Annotated in this window: 18 protein-coding genes and 1 other RNA gene; 5 read left to right on the top strand and 14 right to left on the bottom strand. The window is 35.5% G+C overall.

What is annotated here, in order from left to right; genetic code table 11:
- Positions 1–8 precede the first annotated feature (8 nt).
- The 5 genes from A9G36_RS09115 to rlmB all read left to right on the top strand — a co-directional run bounded on the left by A9G36_RS09115 (position 9) and on the right by rlmB (position 9,328).
- Positions 9–4,460: a toxin VasX gene (locus A9G36_RS09115; RefSeq protein WP_065585648.1), complete on the top strand. Its 4,452-nt coding sequence runs from the start codon at positions 9–11 to the stop codon at positions 4,458–4,460.
- A gap of 14 nt (positions 4,461–4,474) precedes the next feature.
- A complete protein-coding gene (locus A9G36_RS09120) occupies positions 4,475–5,155 on the top strand; it encodes a hypothetical protein (protein ID WP_065585649.1) in 681 nt (226 codons plus the stop codon).
- Between the two features lie 102 nt (positions 5,156–5,257).
- On the top strand, positions 5,258–5,938 hold the full coding sequence (locus A9G36_RS09125) for a hypothetical protein (protein ID WP_065585650.1): 681 nt from the start codon (positions 5,258–5,260) through the stop codon (positions 5,936–5,938).
- A gap of 187 nt (positions 5,939–6,125) precedes the next feature.
- The gene (gene rnr, locus A9G36_RS09130) at positions 6,126–8,549 is read left to right on the top strand and encodes a ribonuclease R (protein ID WP_065585651.1); all 2,424 of its coding nucleotides are present in this window, start codon (positions 6,126–6,128) and stop codon (positions 8,547–8,549) included.
- A gap of 26 nt (positions 8,550–8,575) precedes the next feature.
- Complete coding sequence (gene rlmB / locus A9G36_RS09135; protein ID WP_034943783.1) at positions 8,576–9,328, top strand: 23S rRNA (guanosine(2251)-2'-O)-methyltransferase RlmB; 753 nt, start codon at positions 8,576–8,578, stop codon at positions 9,326–9,328.
- Positions 9,329–9,679: 351 nt separating this feature from the next.
- Here the strand turns inward: rlmB and A9G36_RS09140 are convergent, their stop codons facing one another.
- From A9G36_RS09140 to A9G36_RS09205, 14 genes are all read right to left on the bottom strand, one after another.
- Positions 9,680–11,140: a catalase gene (locus tag A9G36_RS09140; protein ID WP_065585652.1), complete on the bottom strand. Its 1,461-nt coding sequence runs from the start codon at positions 11,138–11,140 to the stop codon at positions 9,680–9,682.
- A gap of 300 nt (positions 11,141–11,440) precedes the next feature.
- Positions 11,441–11,986, bottom strand: a complete 546-nt coding sequence (locus A9G36_RS09145; RefSeq protein WP_065569398.1) for a 5-formyltetrahydrofolate cyclo-ligase — start codon at positions 11,984–11,986, stop codon at positions 11,441–11,443.
- 18 nt (positions 11,987–12,004) lie between these two features.
- Positions 12,005–12,186: non-coding RNA, 6S RNA (ssrS, locus tag A9G36_RS09150), on the bottom strand.
- Between the two features lie 65 nt (positions 12,187–12,251).
- Positions 12,252–12,536: a cell division protein ZapA gene (zapA, locus tag A9G36_RS09155; protein WP_034943774.1), complete on the bottom strand. Its 285-nt coding sequence runs from the start codon at positions 12,534–12,536 to the stop codon at positions 12,252–12,254.
- A 3-nt stretch (positions 12,537–12,539) separates the two neighbouring features.
- Positions 12,540–14,399, bottom strand: a complete 1,860-nt coding sequence (gene dxs / locus A9G36_RS09160; RefSeq protein WP_065569397.1) for a 1-deoxy-D-xylulose-5-phosphate synthase — start codon at positions 14,397–14,399, stop codon at positions 12,540–12,542.
- Positions 14,400–14,424: 25 nt separating this feature from the next.
- Entirely contained in the window at positions 14,425–15,294 is an 870-nt protein-coding gene (gene ispA, locus A9G36_RS09165; RefSeq protein ID WP_034943767.1) for a (2E,6E)-farnesyl diphosphate synthase, read from the bottom strand.
- Positions 15,287–15,532 (bottom strand): exodeoxyribonuclease VII small subunit, encoded by a 246-nt coding sequence (gene xseB, locus A9G36_RS09170; RefSeq protein WP_034943764.1) that lies wholly within the window; start codon positions 15,530–15,532, stop codon positions 15,287–15,289. Before xseB ends, ispA begins: the two co-directional genes overlap by 8 nt.
- Positions 15,533–15,681: 149 nt before the next feature.
- Positions 15,682–17,040 carry a DNA recombination protein RmuC gene (rmuC, locus tag A9G36_RS09175; protein ID WP_065569396.1) on the bottom strand — a complete coding sequence of 453 codons (1,359 nt, stop codon included), beginning with the start codon at positions 17,038–17,040 and terminating at the stop codon, positions 15,682–15,684.
- 2 nt (positions 17,041–17,042) lie between these two features.
- On the bottom strand, positions 17,043–18,017 hold the full coding sequence (gene epmA / locus A9G36_RS09180) for an elongation factor P--(R)-beta-lysine ligase (RefSeq protein ID WP_034943762.1): 975 nt from the start codon (positions 18,015–18,017) through the stop codon (positions 17,043–17,045).
- Positions 18,018–18,080: 63 nt separating this feature from the next.
- A complete protein-coding gene (gene mdoH, locus A9G36_RS09185) occupies positions 18,081–20,435 on the bottom strand; it encodes a glucans biosynthesis glucosyltransferase MdoH (RefSeq protein WP_065569395.1) in 2,355 nt (784 codons plus the stop codon).
- Positions 20,436–20,449: 14 nt separating this feature from the next.
- Complete coding sequence (locus tag A9G36_RS09190) at positions 20,450–22,012, bottom strand: glucan biosynthesis protein G (protein ID WP_051825033.1); 1,563 nt, start codon at positions 22,010–22,012, stop codon at positions 20,450–20,452.
- Between the two features lie 18 nt (positions 22,013–22,030).
- Positions 22,031–22,696 carry a hypothetical protein gene (locus tag A9G36_RS09195; protein ID WP_034943760.1) on the bottom strand — a complete coding sequence of 222 codons (666 nt, stop codon included), beginning with the start codon at positions 22,694–22,696 and terminating at the stop codon, positions 22,031–22,033.
- Positions 22,697–22,853: 157 nt separating this feature from the next.
- On the bottom strand, positions 22,854–23,090 hold the full coding sequence (locus tag A9G36_RS09200; RefSeq protein ID WP_034943757.1) for a YecH family metal-binding protein: 237 nt from the start codon (positions 23,088–23,090) through the stop codon (positions 22,854–22,856).
- A 196-nt stretch (positions 23,091–23,286) separates the two neighbouring features.
- Entirely contained in the window at positions 23,287–25,230 is a 1,944-nt protein-coding gene (locus A9G36_RS09205) for an exoribonuclease II (protein ID WP_065585653.1), read from the bottom strand.

Consider the following 25,230-nt stretch of genomic DNA (forward strand, 5'->3'; position numbering starts at 1 on the left):
AGAGAACAATGAACCAAGAAAACATATTAGAAACAAAAAAAACACAAAATATAGACGATTTACAAGATCCACAAGAAAGTTATTTTGAACCAGAATTGGTTTATGAATCGGATAAAAAAGCCTTATTATTAGAAAATGGACAATGTGGAGTATGTCAGCGCAAAGGTTTTCCCTTATTTTTAGTTCGTAAGTCAATTGTACCGATTAGATTTTATCATAATATTGACTGGTCTAAAGGTATGGTAGAGTTAGGGGACAGAGAACCGAAAGAGAGTTGGAAAGAATATAAATACGTATATCGAATGCTACGTGAAGGTTATGTATATATACTTTGCAACCCGATAGGCAATACAGATGATAGTAAACTAGAGGTAATGGTTTATGAAGTGACTTATTCAGGGGCGATGCGCCTACGAAAGTTCCGTGATGTCAAAGGTTCAAGACCTAAAGAAATCCCCGAAAGTTGCCTTAAAGACAATCACAACATAAAAGGGTTATTTATCACCATTGACAATCGAGTTTATGATAAAGCTTGGATTGCTTATTCCCCGATACGTTGGAAAGTCAAAACGATTAACCATTACCGAAAAAATAAAATCGAACGCTTACAGCGATTTAGTGAAGTAGATCTGACACAAACCAAAGCCCCAGACATTTCGCCGCAAAATCGCAGTTTTTTGTTTAACGACTTTATGGATAAAAAACGTCACTTACTAGAGCTTGAGTGTGACGATAGAATGGTCCATGATTATTTTGATGAAACCGGGCGAAAAAAGGAAAAATCGCGTCAACCTAAAAAAGCAAAGGAAAAGCTAGATGAAATCATTTCTCTTATCGGCTCAATGAGTAAAGGCATTTTTAAAAAACTGGACGTTTCATTGGATGGACTTTTTCGTTACACCCTAGAGCTGTTACAAGAAGTGAATGTTCAACAGTTTTTTACGGCAAGCCATTTCAATTCATTAATATTAGAAAAATCCTTTGAGGCATTAAATAATACGCTACAAAGCTACCAATCAAATAGCCATTACCTTACAGAAATTGCGGCATTAGTAGTAGAAGATAGCCTAGGTATTGCAGAAGAGCTATCTATACAAAGGCGCCAAAAATTAGCGCCGGTGGCGGAAGGGCTAGCCAGTCAAAATATAAAAGATAATAGTGATGTAGTTGAATTAAAAAAGTATCATCAACTAGTTCGCAGTAGTAGTCATGATTTAATTTATGAAAAAGAGAAGCATTTAACCGCTCACCCATTGGCAAGGGCAATGCAAAAGGCTAGAGGTCGAAATGAGCTTGCAAATTATTACAGTGAGCAAACACAATTAGAAAAAGAATCCCCTTTTGTTTACTTTAAGCCAGAGCTGAACTATACCCGCCGACAATATCAGTTAATAGAACAATACAAAGACTCAATACGTTCTTCCATTTCCCAAGAATGTGAAAACGAAGCTTATTTATTTTTATTCTATAATTCCAAAGAGAACTATAATGCTCCTTCTCAATATCCACGTTATCGAGTGGGCAGTGCAGACGAAAATATTACGCATTACATCAAGAAAAACGATGAAATCAATACATATGATAAAGAACAAAAGACCATAGATGAGCTTAGTGATATAGATAAAATTAGCGTACGAGGTGTTATTGGTGATATACCTTTAGCGAAGAAATTGGGTATAGCAGAAGATGATGTCTATAACCTATGGCAATTTAATAGGCGTGTTTATTGCCGTCGTATCAGCGTATTGGGTCTTGAAAACCGAATATCAAAAAAAAGGGGTTTAGGTAATTATAAAGAAATTCCCTTAACCCCGGTTCAACAAGCTGAGTTACTTGAAAAATATAAAGCTAATATAGGTAAAAAAGCGAATAGATATAAAAATATCGATAGTGTAAAAGTTGTACATTTTTATGATTTACAACAAGTAAAACAATATTATGCTGATGAACGGCTTGAAGATGACTGGTCTAAACGGGCTAAACGACTTAATCAACCGTCGTTAGACAACTATGAAACATTTGAAAAAACGGGGTATCAATCTTTATATCATTATATTGAAACTTGCTCGCAAGATTATTATAACTATTTGATTTGGTTATTTGGTGAGGACCACAAATATTATCAGGTTGAATCTTCGCCGGCATCGAAGGGTAGTGCTCAAAACGGCGAGCCGAAAGCTGCGTTACCAAGCACGGTAAATAAGCTGCTTTTTTGGCAAGCAGAAATAGAGCCAGATATTTCAGATATGCACTTAAGCTTTTTAAATTCATTTTTAGTGATATTTGACAGTGCCTGTTTAGGCACCATCACCTTACCGCAACATTCGGCGTTATGGGGAATGTTACTGAATAATGACCAATCGATATATTTTTATCTGCTTGGGGATAAAACGAAAATAAACGAGAAGGAAGGAACAACACAATCAACGACCCCGTTGGTATTTAAATATGTGGCAGAATTAGAGGACAACGACCAATCAGCCTTGAAACAAGTGGGCTTATCGGGCAGGGACGTTATTGCTATCACCGATGAGCTCCTTAGTGTTGAGTTAAAAAATAACAAAAATTTAATGACCCGGTTCATTGAAAAAATTGTGAATTTTAGTATTGAAGGCGCCAATCGTTCAATGGAAAATAATGTAAAAATCCATAATCTAAAATTGCAAGACCACTATCTAGAAGCTATAAAACTGTTTAAAGTACAAGGGCAAGAACGGGTATGTCAATATAAAGTAAAAATGTCAATCAAAGGCTTAAATGAATATATAAAACACAATGAAAAGCTGATGCCCTTTTTTGTGCATAAAGAGCTGAAAACCAATAAAGGGACAACTGTCAATTTAGCCCAGTCAGAAAAGTCTCGTTGGTATATAAAACATACAAATAATAAACAGATAGCAAAAGAAACAGTTGAAATCAATATATTAATGGCATTTGAAAGCGAAGAGCAGCAACGCCTTTTTGAAAAAGGGTTTAGCTCAAAGGGTGGTTTGGGGCAAAAATCGTTAAAACGGATAACCTCTAACATTATTGAAGCTAACAATGCCACACTTGATGAAAATGACATTAAGCATTTATCAAAAACCTTAAAAAGGAAAAAACAACTTATTGAAATATTTGATAAATCCTCCAGTTGTGTGTTAGGTAGCATAGGTTTATATTTTCAGGTGACCGCCTTAAAAGAGGCGCAAAAAGAAATCGATAATATCAAAGATCCGATTGCCAAAATTTTAATGAAGTATCGCCTATTGATAAGTTATGCCTCAACAATGTCGGCAACAACGCAGTTAATCATAGACGGCACCCAATTATTAGGGGTAATACGTGCGCAAAACGCGTCACTATTTATCGAGCGAGGCGGTCGACTCAGTGCGTTACTAGAAGGGTTAAAACCGGTAGCCAATGTAGCTAATGTGCTAGGTGTGATAGACAGTGCAATGTCGCTGACTCAAGCAATAACAAGCTGTATTGAAGGGAACACGGGTTCTGGTGTTGTTTGTGCCACAAGTGCTTTAAGTCTTATCATGGGTCTTGCCGTATGCGCAAATATTGTGCCTTTTTGGGGGCAAATTATATTTATTGTTATTTCTATTGGTATTTTGATTGTCAATAATATATTTTACAGTGATGGAAGCGATTGGGATGAAATCAACAAATGGTTAAACCGTTGTATGCTAGGTAATTTTGATTTTCATCAATCAAAATACCCACCTTATTACTTACCGACGCCGAAATGTATGTTACTTTCCGAGCAGGATTACTATTTAGCGGTAAATGGGGGTCGTTGTTTGCTCGAAGCTGAAAGGAGTACCTTATTAGAAGCAGCGGATACCATATTAACAAATACACCACCAATGTATCCTATAGGGGTGGCGTATAAACTTATTGAAATCGATTACGATTTAATGCTAACGCTAAACTTGCCGGATTTTGATGAAAACAAATCCGTATTTGAAGGAAAAGTAACCATTAAATCCTTATCGAAGAGTAATCAAACACCTGTTGAATTGACGATATCTCATGGCGGTAAGTTATTAGCTATCAAGCCATTATCCTCCGCAGATTTTTTTACTCCGAGAGCCAAAAAACAAGCAGAAGATGAAGAACGTTACCGCATGGATAAGAAAAAGGGCGATGAAAATGATGATGAAAAACTGTTAATAGAAATGATGGATATCACTTTTGACAGCAAGTCAGACGACAATAAAAGCTCGGACGCATCGACGACGGATACCCCATCAGATAATAAACCGATTGAAACCCCATCGGATAGTAAACCAATTGAAAACCAAGTAGGGCTATTTTTAATAAAATGGAAGTTGGGGAAAATAAAAGGCAAGCACGAAGTTTCAATTCGGGTTAACTACTGGCCAACAGGCATGTTTGAAGAATCAGATAACAATAAAGAGAAACAAGAAAAAACGCCATTCTTGCTTTCATACAACTATATAAAAGACTAAGCGAAGTATAAAAAATGAAAAAAATCTTAACACTCTCAATATGCGGTATCTTGTTGACCGCTTGCGACAACTACCCGTATAAACAAAAAATCCAAGGCACTTATGACTGGAACAATAAAACTGGCGATAAAGCGATTTGTATGATGGTGGGCAGAGTAACTGAGTCCATGTACCCGTATACCACTATACATCTAAAAGGGGAAGAATTACCTTTCTCAACTCAAACTATGAAAGAATATAATAACCGTTTAAAAAATGACAGTTTGCATTTATTTAGCAAGCGAGGCTTTTTTACCGAGGAATACCTAGGCGAAGTCGACGGTAAACCGATATACCGTTATAACCTGACCGATTTAGGGCGCAAATATGTAGAATGGACATTTGGTAATACTAATTTTTGTTTTGGTCGAGTGGTTGTCGATAAAATTAAACGCACTAAAGACACCATTAATGGCGTAGGGGGCGGCACCGTGCGCGATGTGTACATTACCTATCATGTTGAAAATATTCCTGATTGGGTGAAAGACCCTGAAATCTATAAACGTTTTGGTTATTCTGAAAAACTGGTTAATGGTGAGCCAGTACAAGGAATGCATAGCTATAAAGTATTAGGAAAGAATAAATTAGAAACATTAACTGGTGAAAGCGGTGTTTATCAATGGGCATCGGATGTTGATGAAGAGTTAGAAGAGTGATATTGGGTAGTTAGTTTGATAGCAAAATAATAATTAGAAACAAGAAAAAACGCCATTCTTGCTTTCATACAACTATATAAAAGATTAAGCGAAGTATAAAAAATGAAAAAAATTCTAACACTCTCAATATGCGGTATCTTGTTGACCGCTTGCGATAACTACCCATATAAAAAGGATATTCAAGAAATTTATGACTGGAACAATGAAACTGGCGATAAAGCGATTTGTATGATGGCAGGCAGAGTAACTGAGTCCATGTACCCGTATACCACTATACATCTAAAAGGGGAAGAATTACCTTTCTCAACTCAAACTATGAAAGAATTTCATAACCGCTTAAAAAATGAGAATTTACATTTATTTAGCAAGCGAGGCTTTTTTACCGAGGAATACCTAGGCGAAGTCGACGGTAAACCGATATACCGTTATAACCTGACCGATTTAGGGCGCAAATATGTAGAATGGACATTTGGTAATACTAATTTTTGTTTTGGTCGAGTGGTTGTCGATAAAATTAAACGCACTAAAGACACCATTAATGGCGTAGGGGGCGGCACCGTGCGCGATGTGTACATTACCTATCATGTTGAAAATATTCCTGATTGGGTGAAAGACCCTGAAATCTATAAACGTTTTGGTTATTCTGAAAAACTGGTTAATGGTGAGCCAGTACAAGGAATGCATAGCTATAAAGTATTTGGAAAGAATAAATTAGAAACATTAACTGGGGTAAGCGGTCGATATAAATGGGCATCGGATGTTGATGAAGAGTTAGAAGAGTGATATTTATAGATAAAATGGTTGTGCTATTAATACCTTATTGATATTTAGTAAATTATTGGTAACAGTATTTTTCCTTTGAGCGCATTTAACCACATAGAGAAATAGCATGGGTAAAAATGAATGTTCATTTTAAGTTATATAACTCTATGTTATGCTAGCGTTAATATTAGTCACAGGATATCCCTTTATGATAGAAGATCCCTTTTTTGACCGCGAAGCCGAGAAGTATGATTCCCCAATAGCTAGCCGTGAACTTATTTTAGATTACCTTAAACAAGAAGCCAAACCAGCAAGTTTAGAAACCATTGCTCAAGCAATGGCGATAAAAAATGATGAACAAAAAGTAGCGTTACATCGTCGTTTACGTGCAATGGAGCGTGATGGTCAAGTGGTGTTTACTCGCCGGAAATGTTATGCCCTGCCTGAAAAATTTGATATGGTAAAAGGCAGTGTGATTGCACACCGTGACGGCTTTGGTTTTTTACGGGTAGAAGGCACTCCTGAAGACTACTTTTTATCGCCAGAGCAAATGAAAAAGGTGTTACAAGGTGATGTGATTTTAGCGCAGCCAATGGGGACTAAATATCGTGGTAAAACTGAAGCTCGAGTGGTTCGAATTTTAGAGCCTCGTAGTAATTCTATTGTCGGGCGATATTTTATTGAGCAAGGGGTTGGTTTTGTTGTCCCTGATGATAGTCGTTTAAACTTTGATATTTTAATTGCAGGCAAACCTAGCCGCACAGTTCGTATGGGAACAGTGGTGGTAGTTGAGTTACAACAACGTCCTGAACGCCGTCAAAAAGCGGTAGGTGTAATAAAAGAAGTGCTTGGCGAAATAATGGGAACTAATTTGGCAATTGATATTGCCCTGCGGAATCATGAAATCCCTTATGAATTGCCAAAGGCTGTTGAAAAAGAAGTTAGCAAGTTTACCGAACAAGTGCCAGAAAGCGCCAAAAAAGGGCGAAGAGATTTGCGTCAATTGCCTTTGGTAACAATTGATGGTGAAGATGCGCGTGATTTTGATGATGCGGTTTATTGTCAAAAAAACCGCGGAGGCGGCTATCGCTTATGGGTGGCTATTGCAGATGTAAGTTACTATGTTAGACCAGGTAAGGCGTTAGATAAAGAAGCTTGTTTACGGGGGACATCGGTTTACTTTCCTTCACGAGTTGTACCAATGCTTCCAGAAGTGTTATCCAATGGGCTTTGTTCGTTAAATCCGCAAGTTGATCGTTTATGCTTAGTGTGCGAAATGACCGTATCGAACAAAGGACGATTAACAGGGTATGAGTTTTACGAAGCCGTGATGAATTCGCATGCTCGGTTAACGTATACCAAAGTGGCGAAGATTTTAGAGGGAGATGAAGAACTTCGTGAGCATTATCATGATTTAGTCCCTCATCTTGAAAATCTTTATGGACTTTATAATGTGCTTGATAAAGCCCGTGTGGTCCGTGGTGCGATAGGCTTTGAGTCCGAAGAGCCAAAATTTATTTTTAATGCCGATAAACGTATTGAAAGTATTGAGCTGGCACAGCGTAATGTGGCACATAAAATCATTGAAGAATGCATGATTTTAGCTAATGTAGCAGCAGCGAAATTAGTGATTAAAGCTGATGTGCCTTCATTATTCCGAGTGCATGATAGACCTGATGAAGATCGCATGAATAATCTGCGTAGTATTTTAAGTGAGCTAGGCGTATCACTAGCAGGAGGAAGCAACCCAAAACCGAAAGATATCGCCGAATTAATGGTTGCTATTGAAGCTCGCCCCGATCATGATATGTTGCAAACCGTGATTTTACGTTCAATGAAGCAAGCCATTTATGATCCCGAAAATCGAGGGCACTTTGGTTTAGCGCTTGACGAATATGCGCACTTTACCTCACCAATTCGTCGTTATCCTGATTTGCTTTTGCATCGCGCTATTAAATGGATTTTGGCTAATGAAAAACATAAAACCAGTAAAACGGGAGGGTATCGTTATGATACAAATGAAATGCTTTACTTTGGTGAACACTGCTCAATGACTGAGCGTCGTGCTGACGAAGCCGTGCGTGATGTAGTTGATTGGCTTAAGTGTGATTACATGCAAGATCATGTGGGTGAAGTTTTTAACGGTACGATTTCAAGCGTGGTTAATTTTGGGTTCTTTGTTCGGTTGGACGATCTATTTATCGATGGTTTAGTGCATGTGTCGTCGCTAGAAAATGATTATTATATTTTTGATGGTTCGCGTAATCGTTTGATTGGTGAAAACAGCCGTTTCGTTTATCGTTTGGGCGATAAAGTGCAAGTAAAAGTCGATAATGTGAATCCTGAAGAACGTAAAATTGATTTTTCATTAGTGGGCAGTAATAATAAGCCAAAACGTCAGGGGAAAACGGCAAAAGAGAAGTCCAAACAAGCCCCAAAAGATCAACAAGCTGATTTATCCGTTAAGCGAAAAGGCAAAAAATCAACCAGTAAAAAAAGTAGTGCTAAGCCAAGTAACCCAAAAAAAGCAAAATCACGCACTAAATCAAGCATGAAATCAAGTGCTAAAGTTGAACTGAAAGCCAAAAGTAAAAAACGGAGTAAATCAAAATCAACGAATAAAACTAAATAGTTAATAAGATAAAGAGTAATAAATAAATGAGTGAAACAGTTTATGGCTTGCACGCAATAGAAGCATTATTAGCACGTTCGCCAGAAAGAATTATTGAAGTGTTTATTATTAAAGGGCGTGAAGATAAACGTCTAAATGCCTTGGTTCTTGAATTAGAACAGCTAGGCTTGCCTGTTAAAGTCGCCAATCGCCAATGGTTAGATGAAAAATCTAAAAATGGGGTACATCAGGGTATTTTAGCCATGGTTAAACCAAGCCGAGGTTATCAAGAAAACGATATTCCTGTACTTATGGAAGGGCAGCCAAACCCAGTTATCTTAATTTTAGATGGAGTGACCGATCCGCATAATTTAGGTGCCTGTATTCGTACTGCTGATGCTGCTGGGGTTAGTTTTATTATTGTACCAAAAGATCGTTCAGCGCCACTTAATTCAACCGCTCAAAAAGTTGCGTGTGGTGCAGCTGAAAGCGTTCCTGTGGTTAGAGTGACTAATTTGGCTCGCACTATGCGAATGCTACAAGATGAGTATCAAGTTTGGATTGTCGGTACCGCTGGTGAAGCAGATAGAACGCTTTATCAAACTGACTTTTATAAAACATCCACCCCAACTTCACTTGCCTTAGTAATGGGGGCTGAAGGCGAGGGAATGCGCCGTTTAACCAAAGAACACTGTGATGAATTGGTGAGCATTCCTATGGCGGGTATTGTGTCATCACTAAATGTATCGGTTGCAACTGGTGTTTGTTTGTTTGAGATTGTTCGGCAAAAAAATCGATAATCAAAAAATAAAATACGAGGTTTTTTAAATACTACCTTTTAAAAATAGCGCTACTAAAAATAATTTAGTCCTATTTTATAAGGTAGTCATTATATTAATTGCTTTACTATTTTGCGCTCTTGCAAACTTAAAACGCTAACACTATTAAACAAGTGTGACTAAGTAAAACCGTTATTTAATAATGTAAGTAAAGCATATAATTTAGCAATCTTTCCTTAATGAAAATTGTCCTAAGAACAGAAAAATAGAGCGTGATAACAATCAACAGTTATAGGTTTTTGATAAGTGTTTTTTATGAATATAAATACAGTAAAATGCCGACTAAGTTAGTCGGCATTGTTATTTTAAGTGCTAACTTTTAATTAGATCAATATCAATGCCTAATCCTTTTGCAATTCCAGTTCCATAGTCAGGATGCACTTTATAGAAGTGCTTGAGCTGCCTGATTTGAATGTCTCGATTTACGTTTTTCATTGATCCTGCGATATTATCAATAAGCAGCTGTTTTTGATCTGGTTGCATTAAATTAAATAGTGCACGTGGGTGCGAGTAATAATCGCCATCCACACGATGATCATGCCTATCCATTGTGCCAGCTGGTACATGCATTGGTGGCTCGGCATATTGTGGTTGCTGTTTTGGTGCGCTATCAATGCTATTTGGTTCATAGTTAGGCGCATTATCAGGAGTATAAAAACGCATTGCGCCATCACGTTGATAATTATGTACAGGACATTTTGGCGCATTGATTGGTAGTTGTTGATAATTAGTACCAATACGATAGCGGTGCGCATCGGCATAAGCAAAAATTCGTCCTTGAAGCATTTTATCTGGTGATAAGCCAATACCCGGAACCACATTACTTGGTTCAAAGGCAGATTGTTCAACTTCTGCAAAATAGTTTTCTGGATTACGGTTCAGTTCCATAACGCCGACTTCAATTAATGGGTACTGTTTTTGTGACCATACTTTAGTGACATCAAACGGGTTTTCTCGATGGTTATTGGCTTGCTCTTCAGTCATAACTTGTATGTAAACTCGCCATTTTGGATAGTCGCCACGTTCAATGGCTTTGAATAGATCTTCTTGCGCCGAATCTGGATTAGTTCCATCTATTTCTGTTGCTTTTTTAGGATGAATATTTTTAATTCCTTGCTCTGTTCTAAAATGCCATTTTACCCAAGTGCGAATGCCATCTTTATTGATTAAGCTATAAGTATGGCTACCATAGCCGTGCATATGACGATAACCATCAGGAATACCACGATCAGAAAATAAAATAGTGACTTGGTGAAGTGATTCTGGCGATAAAGACCAAAAATCCCACATCATTTGCGGATCTTTTAAATTAGTTTTAGGGTCACGTTTTTGGGTATGAATAAAGTCAGGAAATTTCAAAGGATCACGAATAAAAAATACGGGAGTATTATTGCCTACGATATCCCAATTTCCTTGATCTGTATAAAACTTGACTGAAAATCCACGGGGATCTCGCGCGGTATCAGATGAGCCTCGTTCACCACCTACCAACGAAAATCGAGCAAAAATTGGCGTCTGTTTGCCTACATTGGCAAATAAACTAGCGTAAGAATATTTTGTAATATCATTAGTGACAGTAAAGGTACCATGTGCACCAGAACCTTTAGCATGAACACGACGTTCTGGAATATTTTCACGATTGAATTGGGCAAGTTTTTCGATAAGTTGATAATCATCAATTAAAACCGGACCACGAGGTCCTGCTGTGCGTGAGTTTTGATTATCGGCAATTGGTGCCCCATTGTTAGTGGTTAAGACTTTTTTTTCTGACATTACAACACTCCTTTTTATAATATAAAACCGCTTTGGTTAAATTAAAAATCTTGTGAGTGACGGTATATAACGTGATTAAAATAAAAAATAGAATGGTAAAGCATATAGTAAAAATTTTATGTTAGAAAAATCACACGGTAAAAATAATTTTTAAGCTACAGCCATTAAATTAGTAAAGAATGATCGTTTATTTTTATTGGAAGAACATTCGAGATGAATTGTGATAATTATACTGCAAATCAACGTATAATAATACGAATTTTATTCCGATTATCTTTATTAATTTGTTGAATTATCAAATTATGCATAAATAATTTCAGGTAATTGAATATCCCATGGCTGATTGTCTATATATGGTACTTTTTGACATGCAAACGCCAGTCCTATAGGGTAAATTTGTTGGCTTTGGTAATTGGCTAACATGCGATCATAATAACCACCTCCCATGCCTATACGATAACCTCTGTCATCAAATGCAACTAGCGGCGTAAATACGACGTCTAATTTATGAGAGGGGATTATGGTTGATGCATTCAAAGTTGGTTCTAATATACCAAATTTATTTTTAATTAAAGGCGTTTGGTGAGTGTATTTTAAAAAGAGTAAGTGAGTTGAAAAAAAAGGATGAATAATGGGTAAATAAACAGATTTATGCTGTTGCCATAAATATTCAATAATTGGTTTGGTTTCGACTTCACCATCAAAGGATAAAAAAATAGCTATATTTTGGGAAGATTGAATAACTTGATGATCCGCAATTTTACGATAAATCGCTAGCTGTGCGGTTTGCCGTTCTGTTTGAGACAATTGTCGTCTTTTTTGACGAATAACCTGTCGAATATTCATCTGTTATCTCTGTAAAGAAAAAACTCCAAGATGCCGTTAGGGTTGTAACCCTTGAACCCAAGGTTCAAGGTGAACATTGCGTTTTAATTTTTAGGTTTCCTTACAAGTAAGGCATACACACCAATTAAAAATCACATCGTTCTAAAGTTTAGAATATCGGCTCAGGGGACTAACCCTTATCGCGAACATCCCAGAGGTGAGCATAATAATACAAAATTTAGAGGGCGATACAATATCATTTGTACTAAATTTACAATTATGTGAATTAATTATCAGTATTTAGGGCTGAATCAAGCAATTGCTGCAACATCTTTAATCGGTTACTAAATTCACCGCTTTTTTCTTTTTCTTTTGTTAGTTCATAAGAAATATTTAATGCAGCGGTCATGATGAGTTGATCACTACCAACTTGAGGCGATTTTTCTCGTAAATTGGATAAGCGTGTATCTAAATCTTTTGCTGCATTCTTAAGTGCATCAACTTCATCAACAGGGCAGTTAAATCTTAAAGTTCGCCCGAAAATTTGAATAGTGATAGCTTCAGTTTCCATATTTTACCTATTAATTTTAAAATTATTGATTTTCTCTATTATGTGCTTACAGGTCAATCCAAACTCTTCTCTCATCTCATTTTGAGAACCTTGAGGAATAAATTTGTCAGGTAATCCAATATTTAAAATATCACATTTTGTTTTTTTCGATAATAAAAATTCATTGACACCGCTACCGGCGCCACCATTGATGCAATTTTCTTCAATAGTTACCAGTATATTATGTGTTTGGCTAATCTGCAAAAGGACTTTTTCATCTAGTGGTTTTACAAAACGCATGTCTATGACTGTAGCATTAATTTTATTTGCCGCTTGTAAAACTTCAGGAAGCAATGTGCCAAAATTGAGTAAAGCTATATTTTCCCCTTGTCGGCATAGCTTAGATTGCCCTATTGGTATAGGAGATAATGGTGTTAGTGCTACTCCAATTCCTTCTCCTCTTGGGTAACGCACTGCAGAAGGTCCATGATGTAAATAGCCTGTATAAAGCATTTGTCTGCATTCATTTTCATCGCTTGGTGTCATAATGACAAAATTTGGCACGCAGCGTAAATAACTTAAATCGAAGGTACCTTGGTGCGTTTCGCCATCGGCACCTACAATACCGGCACGATCAATAGCAAATAAAACAGGTAAGTTTTGAATGGCTATATCATGGATAACCTGATCATAAGCACGTTGCAAAAATGTTGAATAAATGGCAACAACTGGTTTTAAATCGCTAATTGCAAACCCTGCTGCAAGGGTAACTGCATGCTGTTCGGCAATTGCAACATCGAAAAATTGGTCAGGATAGCTATTTGCAAATTTTGTCATGCCCGATCCTTCGCTCATGGCTGGAGTTATTGCCATTAATCGTTTATCGTTTTGCGCTATTTCGCATAGCCAATCTCCAAAAATTTGTGAATAAGTTGGCGTTGCTTTTGGGGGGGCAGGTAATATTCCATCATTGGGATTAAATTTTGGTACGCCATGCCATAAAGTTGGGTCTTTTTCAGCAGGTGCATAGCCTTTGCCTTTTTGAGTAATAACATGAAGCAGCTGTGGACCTTTTAATTGTCGGACTTTTTGTAGTGTTGCAACTAATGCATTAATATCGTGCCCATCAATAGGACCAATATAATTAAATCCAAGCTCTTCAAATAAGATAGCGGGGGTAACCAAACCTTTTAAATGTTCTTCTGTCTTTTTAAATAATTCTTTTAATGGTGGAATATTAGCAAGTACACGTTTACCATTTTCACGAAAAGATGCATAAGCTTTACTTGATAAAATTTGGGTTAGATGCTGATTAAGTGCGCCTGTGTTTTCTGAAATCGACATATCATTATCATTTACAATCACTAGCATGTCTGGTTTGATATGCCCTGCATGGTTCATAGCTTCAAATGCTATACCAGCAGTTAAGGCTCCATCGCCAATTACTGCGGCTACTTTTTTACCCGATTGTTTCTTTTGTTCGCTAATTGCTATTCCAAGTGCTGCACTAATCGAAGTTGAAGAATGTCCAGTGGTCAGTACATCATATTCGCTCTCATTACGATGAGGAAATGGATGAAGCCCTCCTTTTTGGCGAATAGTGAGCATTTGGTCTCGGCGACCAGTTAAAATTTTATGCGGATAGGCTTGATGACCGACATCCCAAATAATTTTATCAAAAGGCGTGTGAAAGACATAATGTAGTGCTGTGGTTAATTCAACCACTCCAAGCCCTGAAGCCAAATGACCACTTGATTGACTAACACAGGTCAATAAATATTGCCTAAGTTCACCACAAATAGCTTGTAACTGAGATTGTGGGAAGAGTCTTAAATCTTCTGGTGAATTAATTCGCTTTAATAAAGGGTAATTGTCTAAATTCATTATTTAAATTTATTTTCGCTATTTGTTAGTTAGTTCTATGAATAATAAAATTAGCAAGGTCGTGTAATGTTTGGCTATTATATGGTATCTGATTTAGGCTATCGATAGCTTGATAATAAAGTTGTTGCATTAATTTTTTTGCGTTTTCAAGCCCAATTAGTGCTGGATAAGTACTCTTTTCATGAGTTATATCCGAACCTTGAGATTTGCCCATGATAGTCGGTTCTCCAACGATATCTAAAATATCATCTTGAATTTGAAATGCTAATCCAATCGATTCTGCGTAATTATCGAGCAATTTATAATAGGGTTTTGCAATATCACCACTGGCAAAAGCACCCAATCTAATTGCAGATTTGATTAAGGTACCTGTTTTATAACAATGGATTTTTTGTAAATGTTCAATGCTAATTAATTGGCGTTCTGCCGCTAAATCTAGTGATTGACCAAGGCACATGCCATTAACCCCACTAGCATGGGCAAGTTCGGCTATCATGTTAATTTTAGTTTCAGTATCAATTAGCTCACTTTTTGCTAATAATGAAAAGGCTAAACTTTGCAAGGCATCACCTGCTAAAATGGCTTGCGCTTCACCAAATTGAATGTGGCAAGTTGGTTTTCCTCTTCTTAAGTTGTCATTGTCCATTGCAGGTAGGTCATCATGAATTAGTGAATAGGTATGAATCGCTTCAATGGCTGCTGAAGGCTCATCTAACTTAGCAAGTGGGCAGTTGAACATTTGCCCAGTTAAATAGACCAAAATAGGACGAATTCGTTTGCCACCGGCAAGTAAGCTGTAACTCATCGCTTCTTGTAATTTAGAAGAAGGAAGTTTGGCAATATAGGCAGTTAAAAACGAATCAATTCGTTGTTGTAATGGTTGTAAGCTATTCATTATTTTTCAATGAGAATTCTGATAATTGTGCATCACTATTTTCAGATAATAAAATTTGAATACGTTGTTCTGCTTGCTGTAATTGTTTTTGCCCTGCCTTAGCTAATTTAATCCCTTTTTCGAATTCATTTAAAGCTTCATCTAAAGGGAAATCACCATTTTCAAGTTGGGACACAATCGTTTCAAGTTGTTTAAGTATCTCTTCAAAACTGGGTTCTTTATTTTGGTTTTTTGCCATTTTTTACTCCTCTTCATGCTAAGTGAGTATACACGTATTTTGGATAATGGTGAATCATGCTTTTATACTGTTTTTTATACTAATGTTAGCTTGTTTATTAAGGCGTTTGTATTTTAACTGGTGACAATAATCAGCCGTGTGTAATTTAGCTAATGCAAATCGTTTTCACTATCGCCATTTAGTTCATCTTTAGATGATATAGCTATATTGGGGTTGATTGTTTTTTTTACTTCAACGCCAAGTTCACGGAATCGTTCAATTTGTCCAATTACATTACCACGACCTTTAGATAATTTATTCATTGAATTTTGATAAGTTTGTTGTGCTTTGTCTAAGCAGTTTCCTAGGTTTTCCATGTCTTCAACAAATCCACGCACTTTATCGTATAATTTGCTTGCTTTATCGGCAATAAGTTCGGCATTTCGATTTTGGTATTCAAATCGCCATAAATTATGAATAGTACGCAATGCGACTAAAAGAGTAGTTGGGCTTACAATCATAATGTTATTTTTTAATGCCTCATTGATGAGTGTTGGGTCATGATCTATCGCACTTAAAAATGCAGGTTCGACAGGAATAAACATTAGTATGTAATCTAAAGAATTAACCCCTATAAGTTTATGATAATCTTTTTGGCTAAGCTGTTTTAAGTGATTACGTACTGCAGCTAAATGTTCCGTCATGGCTTTAGCCTTAATGGTTTCATCATTACTATTAAAATGGCGTTCATAAGCAATTAATGTGACTTTTGAGTCAATTATAACATCGCCACCTTGTGGTAAGTGTACAATAACATCGGGCTGTAATCGTTGATTATTTTCGTTAGTTAAGTTTACTTGTGTGTCGTATTCATAGCCTAAACGTAATCCTGAATTATCCAATATTTGGCTAAGAACGAATTCTCCCCAATTGCCTTGAGTTTTATTATTGCCTTTTAACGCATTGGTTAGGTTTATCGCTTCTTTGCTCATCTGTTCGTTAAGCAGTTGCAAATTACGTATTTCATGAGTAAGGGTGTGGCGTTCTTTTGCTTCTTGCCCAAAACTATCTTGTACTTGTTTTTTAAACCCTTCTAACTGCTCTTTTAGTGGCGAAAGTAAAAAGTTGAGGCTCTGTCTATTTTGTTGCTCTATTTTTTTTCCGCTATGTTCAAAAATGCGATTAGCCAGGTTTTCAAATTGTGTGGTTAATCGTTGTTCGCTCTGTTCAAGAATAGTTTGGCGTTCGTGGGTTGCATTTAATGTTTCTTCTAAACGTGTTTTAAGTTCACTGATTTTGACATTTTGTGCAAGATTTTGTTGTCGATGTTGAGCTAACTCATGCTCCAACTGTTTTACCTGAAAAACTAACGATTGATTTTCTTCTTTTTTTTGTGCTAACTGTAGATCAAATAATTGATTTTGGCTATTAATGGTCAGTTGAGACTTTAAAACCAATACTAATAAGATGAATGAAACAATGCCGATAATTATGGCAATCCATTCGCTTAAACCTAAAACTCCGAACATAATTAAGCCCTTTTAAAGGTAAATGAAATCACATCATCTAAAGTATTAGCACCAAGGGCGAGCATTATTAAACGGTCTAAACCAATAGCTACACCAGCACAATCAGGTAATCCAGCTTCCATAGCAGCTAATAATTCAATATCAATATTTTGTTGTGGTAAGTTTTGATTAGCACGATCAATGTTGTTTTGTTCAAAACGCATTTTTTGCTCTTGAGGATTAGTTAGCTCTTTAAAACCATTGGCCAATTCAACACCCTTATAATAAAATTCAAAACGACTAGCAACTCGATGATCTTCTGAGCTGATTGCAGCTAGTGCCGCTTGCGATGCAGGGAAGTGGTATACTGCGATAGGCTTGTCCTGACCAATATGAGGTTCAATGCCAAAGGAAAATAGGCACTGTAATAGTGTATCTTTATCATAATGTTCGGCATCAAGTTCAATATTAAGCTGTTTGATTGCATTAACTAAACTTGCATGATCTGCTTCTAATGGATCTAAATTAAGATGACGCTGAAACACTTTTTGATAAGAGATTCGTTCAGCAGGTTCACAGTCTAAAATTGTTTGTAGAAAATCATCAACTTCATTGATCATCTGCATCATGTCAAATTGGATACGATACCATTCAAGCATGGTAAATTCAGGGTTATGATAGCGGCTTATTTCCTCATGATTACGAAAGCATTTACAAATTTGATAAATAGGTCCACTACCAGCAGCTAATAAACGTTTCATATGGTATTCAGGACTAGTTATTAATGACATTTTTTGTCCTTTGTGCTCGTCTATTTCACCTGGTTTTAAAAATGATGTATGAAAAGAGCTTAAATGTACATCTGTTACAGCATATTGGCTTAAGGTAGGTGTTTCGACCTCTAAAATACAGCGATCAGAAAAAAATTGTCTTACTTGAGATACAATTTTTGCGCGCTTAAGTAAATTATTAATAGGTGCAGAAGGTTGCCAAGTCATAAAAATATCCAATGGGTTTTGATTATTTACTAAAAGGTGAGAGATAGGGTAAAACCCTATCTCTTATTGCTGGTCTTTATTTTGCCATAATGCAAATAGATTGTCGTATTTTTCTTGTTGTTGCCAAATGTGGCTATGTAATGCTGAAAGAATAATAGGATCTTCTAAAATGGCTAATTGCTTTTCTTTACTCATTTTTTCTAAATCTATGTGTTGATATTGTTTAATAAGTTCATTGCGTTTTTGTTGGTTTTTATTATTAACGCTATGTCTTGAAGTCGACAAAGCGCAAGCTAGTGCGTTATATATAGGATCGACCAACGCCATAACAAAGCCATGTTCAACAAATGCAGTTTCAGTTTTAATTAAATATTCGCCTGTAAGAGTAACAGCTTTTGTAGGATGCGTTTCTTCAGGAGTTAAAAATAGTCCTGCTTTTTGGGCTTTCATGCCGATACTTGAAAGTCCCGATACTCTAATTACTAAAGGAGAAATGGTTAAAGGTATTAATATGGCTATGTACCAATAAGTAAATTGTGGATTTAACCAGATAATTACTCCTAACCAGACAATACCTAATAATGAAAGTGGCCAACAAAAATAAAATGATTCCCCCCATGTTAAAGAATCGTCACTTCGGGATGGTGATTTCCATTGTATTTTACTACCCATCCATGCTTTTAGTACAAATTTACTATGAAAGATCATGCGAATTGGAGCCAGAACCATTGACCAAACCATTTCAATAAGTATGGATAAGGTTAATTTAAATATACCGCCAACATCCTTTGCTCTTGTTCTAGCAATAATAATGCCATAGCTAAAAAATTTAGGAGCAAATAACAATACCAGTGTTGTTGATAATAACTGCATAGCCAATTGTTCATCCCATTTCGGCCATGTCGGGTAAAATTGGTTTGATTGATAAAAATATTGCGGTTCGGATATATTAAATACTAATAAAAGTAATGTTGAAAATATTAGAAAAATTAACCAAAGTAATGAAGATATATAAGCCATACCACTGGTTGCAAACATAACTCGGTGGGTTAAAGTGATTCCGCTTTCGAAAATTAATTTAAGATTAATCAGATTTCCCATACACCAGCGGTTATCTCGTTTTAGATCTTCAATCATATTGCCTGGTAATTCTTCATAACTACCATTTATATTGTAGGCAATCCAAACGCCATAGCCTGCTCGACGCATTAAAGAAGCTTCTACTAAATCATGTGACAAAATGTGCAAAGGACCTTTACGTTTTTGCAGTGGGGATAAAATACAGTGTTTAATAAACGGTTTTAAGCGAATTATCGCATTATGTCCCCAATATTGTGCTTCACTTAACTGCCAAAAGTGGGTGCCAGCACAAAATATATCGCTGTAAATTTGATTAGCAAACTGTTGAATACGACCATAAAGGGTTTTCATTCTTACTGATTTAGGTGGAGATTGCAGTATTCCTGCTTTAGGTGTCATTTCCATCATGGCAATCATATTTAATATACAATCACCTGTCATGATGCTGTCAGCATCAAGAATCATCATGTATTCGTATTGATGTCCCCAACGGCGACAAAAGTCGTCGATATTACCACTTTTACGTTTGATCCGGCGCTTACGGTGACGATAAAAAATATTGCAGCCATTATTTTGTTTTTTTGTATTAAACTCAGCCCAAGCCTTGAGTTCATTGACATAAAGGTCGGGATCATTGGTATCACTTAAAATGAAAAAATCACAATAGGCTGCATGATCTGTTTCAACCAAAGATTGGTAAGTTGCTTGTAATCCAGCAAAAACTCGTGCCACATTTTCGTTACAAATTGGCATTACTAATGCAGTTCGATGTCGAGCATCAATATGTTCAGTTGGATTTTTGGGGATTTGAACAGTATAACGATCTTTCCCCATGATAGCTAAAATTAGCCCCATAATGCTGGTCCAAAATCCTATGGAAATCCAACAAAATAAAATAGCAAATAAAGCAATAATAAAACCTTGTATGATATAAGGTATAACGCTATAAACTGCAAGTTCGGGGTTTATTTCCCAATTTGCCATAAAATTGATTTTGTCCCAACTTTGATAAGGCAATAGTGAAGAAAGGTAACCCGTTCCTAAATAAGTTTGCACAATAATAAGTAATAACATGATAAAGCGTCGAATCGTGACAATGAAGCTTTTCTCCGATTTTGCTTTATAAAATTGCTTCCAAATTTGTGGTTGGATGGCAACGCGTTCTATTTTCGGATAACTAGGCTGTTGCTGTCTTTCGTCAATAAATGTTGAGGTATCGCTGATTTGGTTTAAGCGATACTTCAAAAACTCGACATCACTAGATAGTGGTGCTTTATTTTGATTTTTCTGACGCCAATAATCAGCGTCAGAAAGTGTTGAAAAGTAATCTTTTTTCATATTTTCGATTAAAGTTATTGTGCAGGATATTGCCCACTCCAAGTTTCAGATAAAACTTCATTGGTTTTTTCTGAGGCTAATTGTATACGAATATCGGTTGCTTTTTTGCTATCTTCAACATTGAATCGTACTATGACACGCCAACCTTTTATAATCGGATTGTATTGTGATTGGCTGCTAACAATAGTTCCGTTGTTAATGCTTGAAATGATTTTTACAGGTTTGTCTTCTGATAATTGAGGACCAGCAAAGTCAATAACATAAGCATTAGAACCGTCAAGTTTACGAATTAAATTAGCTTGTTTTATATCACCTAATGATAAACGTGTACTTACTGCTCTGGCTACGTTATCGGGGTAACGCTGTTGTTCATTTAATGTATAATGCAATCGGTATTTAATATTGAGCATATTTCCAGCATTATATTGTTTTTCAGGTACCCAAAAGGCTACAATATTATCATTGGTTTCGTCGGGAGTGGGAATCTCTACAAGTTCGACCCGTCCTTTTTGCCAATCACCAAGAATTTCTGTCCAGACACTTGGGCGTTTTTCATAATGATCGTCAAGATCTTGATAATCACTAAAACCATTATCGCGTTGAATCAAACCAAATGCTTTAGGGTTTTCTAAACTATACGAAGAAAATGATAATCGTTTTGGATTGTTTAAAGGCCGCCAGATCCATTCTTTATTACTTGCTAAAATTGATAACCCGTTAGAATCATGCATAGCAGGACGATAATTAAGTAAAGGTGATGGCTGATTTGGTCCATACAAAAACATACTTGTTAATGGTGCAATACCCAATTTTTTAACCGCATTACGGAAAAAGACTTTAGCTTCAACGGTAACAGTTGTGTCGACACTTGGTACTAATGTAATTTTATAAGCCCCTGTTACACTATGTGAATCTAGTAATGCATAAATAATGAGGTGTTTTTGATTCGGTTCTGGTTTTTCTATCCAAAATTCTTTAAATCGAGGAAATTCCTCTCCTGACATTTCGCCTGTATCAAGCGCCAGTCCTCTCGCTGATAGACCATAAATTTGATTCTTGCCTACGGCACGAAAATAACTGCCACCAAGTGCTGTAAAAATTTCATCATCAGTTTTGTTTGATGAATTAATCGGATAATGTACTTTAAATCCTGCAAAGCCAAGATTTTTGGTATCTAAATTACCTAAGTTAATTTGGCTGAGATCAAAATAACTTGGATCATATTTGATTTCATTAACTTGATTATTAACAACTTCATTGATTTTTATGGGAGTATCAAAATACATTCCTTCATGATAAAACTCAAGTTTAAAACGTGTATTTTGATCCTTCCAGTAGGCTTTTTGATGATTGAATAAAATTTTCTGATAATCAGCAAATTGTAAGGAAGCTAATTGACTTGGAATATTCTTAGATGGCTGTTCATAAGCCTGTTTTGATAATTTTTCTGCTTTTTTAACCACATCATCGTATGAAAAAGCCCAAGTGGAAAAACTTATAAGCAAAGCGGAGAATATGCAAATTATTTTGCAAGCGATGTTTTTGCTAAATTGATTCGTTATTAAAAATTTGTACATAAAATGCTCACGTTAGTATTATCTAAAGATATGGAAATAATTGATAACATTATGTTTTGGATCATTTAAGCATTTTTCAACATAATCGGTTTTCATCTCTTGTAATATGCTTGGGTTTTCGTTGATCAAAAATTGAGAATAACCATCCTTATTGACCTTAGTACGTAATGTTGCTATATCTTGTTCAGACATTTTGAATAAAGGTTGAAAATAGGAGGATATTTTTACAGTATCGTTTAAGTAAATTGCATTAATAAAATCAGCAGAAAGCTGACAATAATTTTGAATATTAATTTTACTTGCATTTATTTTACTTAATTCAATATGTCTTTTTATTTGATTTTCCTTAACAATTTTCTTAATTTGCCCATCATATTTAAGCCTATAATATTCTTGTAAATAGAAATTTAAAACACAAAGCGATTGGTTTGGATCGTTATTACAAGCTAAAATACCATGCTTGGTAATATAGTTATCGAAATTTTTTTCGCCTACTAATTTCAATAATTGGTTTTTAGCGTTAATAACAAAAGAATTGTTAAGCTCTGTTTCTTGTTTCAATAGCGCCAATTGATTAGTGCTTATATTTTGTTCATTGTGATTTTGCAATGAAGTTGATTTATTTGCACAACTTGCAACAAGAATAGAAACAATGGTTAATGTTAAAATATTACCTATTTTCATATATAAAGTTCCATGAACATATTCTTGAATTGTTATTTTAGGGCAGGTTGTATTTAGTTTGAGCAAAAATTATATACCCTTATTGTATTAAATACACTAAGCGTTTCATTTAAATTTATAAAAAATTGCTATAAAAATATACTACAACCTAAAAAAACTAATGACGACAAATCTTTTGAAGATTAATTGTAAATTTAAGGTCATTCACAGGTTTGAACTTACCTTTTGATTTTAGAAAAGCAATAAGCTGTTTTGCATCCATATCGACTTGAGAACAAGTATGAAATTTAGCATCGTTCCCAAATTTTTGTGCAATGCTTTCAAGCAATGATGATTCTGTGTAGCTGTTTCCTATCATCATATTTAAAACTTCATGCCCATGAATGGATAACATAATATCCTCTCAATATCGTTTATTTAAGGATTAATAATGGCTTTAATATAAGAAGCAAGATATCAGATATCATTAGGAAAAAAAAGGGGGGGCAATGTTAAAATATTGTCAATAAATAGTATTTTGTTCCTATTGATATGCTATTGATGGAAAAAGGGTAACCCAATTAGGTTACCTTTTTGATACGGTTAAATCTTTATTGATTATCATTGGTTAATTTTGCAATGATAGATTGATTTTCTGGTTTTACTTGGTAAATGGAAACGGAAATATTATCAGCTAGTTTATAGCAAATAGTATCTTTTATTTTGATAATACCTTCATCAGGTAAGGAAGTTATTTCTTCTTTAACTGAATGTATCATTGAGAGTGGAATGAACGCAAAAGCGCCAATATCAGTTAAACGTACTCGCATTCCTCCTCGATTAATATCGACGATTTGAGCAGCATAATTTTTGCCAATCTTGTCAGATAGGTATTGAGCAAAAAGGTTTTCAGCTATATCACGTTCAGCTAAACGAAGCGTTTTACGCCTTTCATTCATTACCTTTAATTGTTCTTTATCTGGCTGAGTTAATGGTTGGGATTGTAAATAAGCTTTGATTAATCGATGATTGACCATATCACCATATTTACGGATTGGTGATGTCCAAGTTGCATAAGCCTCAAATCCCAGACCAAAATGAGGTTGTGGTTCAATAGAAAAATCAGCAGGACTTTGAAATTTACGTAACCGCGCAGTTAAAAATTCATTGTTATCAATCAATCGACGTAGTTTTATATACCCTTCAAAAGATGACAATAAATCTTTATCAAAGTAAGTAATGCCTTGCTCATTTAAAATTTTTAGTATTTGATCGAAATATTTGCTGTCAAAACCTGAATGCGTATTAAAAATACCAAAACCTATTTTATTTTTTAAATGTAAGGTTAGCGCCTGATTGGCGATAACCATGACTTCTTCAACGATATGATTAGCAATCCGGCGAAACTCTTTAATTATTGATTTAACCTGACGGTTTTCATCAAGTTCAAAACGATAATCTCCATTATCTTTAAAGATTAATGCATGGGTTTGCCGCCATGTTGTACGGGCTTTTGCTAAGTCAGATAACCACTTAAGTTGCTGTTTAATGATAGGATTATTAGATGCTAATTCATCAATGTTTTCTAAAAAATTAGAGACATTGTTATAAGTTAGTTTGGCCTTTGATTCAATCCAAGCGGATATAAAGGTGATATCATTAGTAATAATATTGCCTTCTTGGTCAATGCTCACTTTACATATCATTGCTGGACGTTTTTGATTTTCTTTTAATGAGCATAAATCATTAGCAAGTTCTTTTGGCAGCATAGGGATGTTAAAATCAGGCAAATAAGTTGTAAAGTTTCTAACCTTAGCAATATTATTAAGTTCACTATCTTGTAATACATAAGCAGTGGGATCAGCAATGGCAACCATTAATTGATAATCTCCCTGTTCATTTTTAGAAACCGCTATTGCATCATCCATATCTTCGGTATCTTCGCTATCGATGGTGAAAAAGTTAACATCGGTTAAATCTTGACGGTGATTAAATTCAGCATCATTAATTACTAATGTTTCGCTTTTTGGGGCGTGAGTTTCTAAATCGTAACGGGCTAATGTTTTTAGCCAAAGCTGATAAGGTGAATTGCTTTCAGCAACAAAATGAACAATTTCAGCAAGGAAATGATTATGTCCTTCTTGCAAAGGATGAGAAACAAGCGTTGCTACAACCCAATCACCTTCTTTTAGTTTTTCGCTAACTTGCTTGTTTATTTGGCAGCGTATGGCGAGATTTGTAGGCATATTTTCAGGATAAATAACCATCGCTCGATCTTGAAAACCTATTTTACCAATAAATTTTTGCAACGCACTTTCAATTAATAATTCAGGTTCAAAAAATTCTTTATCATTATTGCTTATTACTGTGCCTGAGACCTTATCACCATTGCAAACTCTTTTCATTTTTGCAATAGAGATGAAATAACTTTTTTTATTATCAACATCTAAAAAACCAAATCCTTTTTCATGTGCGCGGATTGTGCCTTCAATTCGTGGGGTTTGTTGATGTAGTTCTTGCTTTAATTGTGCAAGTAAAGGATTATTCTGAAACAT

Source organism: Gilliamella sp. Choc6-1 (genome assembly GCF_001690385.1).
Taxonomy (GTDB): Bacteria; Pseudomonadota; Gammaproteobacteria; order Enterobacterales; family Orbaceae; genus Gilliamella; species Gilliamella apicola_A.

Excerpts from the sequence above, each read along its gene's own strand:
- A9G36_RS09195 (WP_034943760.1), bottom strand. The coding sequence starts at position 22,696 with ATGAAAATAGGTAATATTTTAACATTAACCATTGTTTCTATTCTTGTT.
- rnr (WP_065585651.1), top strand. The coding sequence starts at position 6,126 with ATGATAGAAGATCCCTTTTTTGACCGCGAAGCCGAGAAGTATGATTCC.
- xseB (WP_034943764.1), bottom strand. The coding sequence starts at position 15,532 with ATGGCAAAAAACCAAAATAAAGAACCCAGTTTTGAAGAGATACTTAAA.
- A9G36_RS09205 (WP_065585653.1), bottom strand. The coding sequence starts at position 25,230 with ATGTTTCAGAATAATCCTTTACTTGCACAATTAAAGCAAGAACTACAT.
- zapA (WP_034943774.1), bottom strand. The coding sequence starts at position 12,536 with ATGGAAACTGAAGCTATCACTATTCAAATTTTCGGGCGAACTTTAAGA.
- A9G36_RS09125 (WP_065585650.1), top strand. The coding sequence starts at position 5,258 with ATGAAAAAAATTCTAACACTCTCAATATGCGGTATCTTGTTGACCGCT.
- A9G36_RS09200 (WP_034943757.1), bottom strand. The coding sequence starts at position 23,090 with ATGTTATCCATTCATGGGCATGAAGTTTTAAATATGATGATAGGAAAC.
- A9G36_RS09190 (WP_051825033.1), bottom strand. The coding sequence starts at position 22,012 with ATGTACAAATTTTTAATAACGAATCAATTTAGCAAAAACATCGCTTGC.
- rlmB (WP_034943783.1), top strand. The coding sequence starts at position 8,576 with ATGAGTGAAACAGTTTATGGCTTGCACGCAATAGAAGCATTATTAGCA.
- A9G36_RS09120 (WP_065585649.1), top strand. The coding sequence starts at position 4,475 with ATGAAAAAAATCTTAACACTCTCAATATGCGGTATCTTGTTGACCGCT.
- ispA (WP_034943767.1), bottom strand. The coding sequence starts at position 15,294 with ATGAATAGCTTACAACCATTACAACAACGAATTGATTCGTTTTTAACT.
- A9G36_RS09145 (WP_065569398.1), bottom strand. The coding sequence starts at position 11,986 with ATGAATATTCGACAGGTTATTCGTCAAAAAAGACGACAATTGTCTCAA.
- epmA (WP_034943762.1), bottom strand. The coding sequence starts at position 18,017 with ATGACTTGGCAACCTTCTGCACCTATTAATAATTTACTTAAGCGCGCA.
- A9G36_RS09140 (WP_065585652.1), bottom strand. The coding sequence starts at position 11,140 with ATGTCAGAAAAAAAAGTCTTAACCACTAACAATGGGGCACCAATTGCC.
- A9G36_RS09115 (WP_065585648.1), top strand. The coding sequence starts at position 9 with ATGAACCAAGAAAACATATTAGAAACAAAAAAAACACAAAATATAGAC.
- dxs (WP_065569397.1), bottom strand. The coding sequence starts at position 14,399 with ATGAATTTAGACAATTACCCTTTATTAAAGCGAATTAATTCACCAGAA.
- mdoH (WP_065569395.1), bottom strand. The coding sequence starts at position 20,435 with ATGAAAAAAGATTACTTTTCAACACTTTCTGACGCTGATTATTGGCGT.
- rmuC (WP_065569396.1), bottom strand. The coding sequence starts at position 17,040 with ATGTTCGGAGTTTTAGGTTTAAGCGAATGGATTGCCATAATTATCGGC.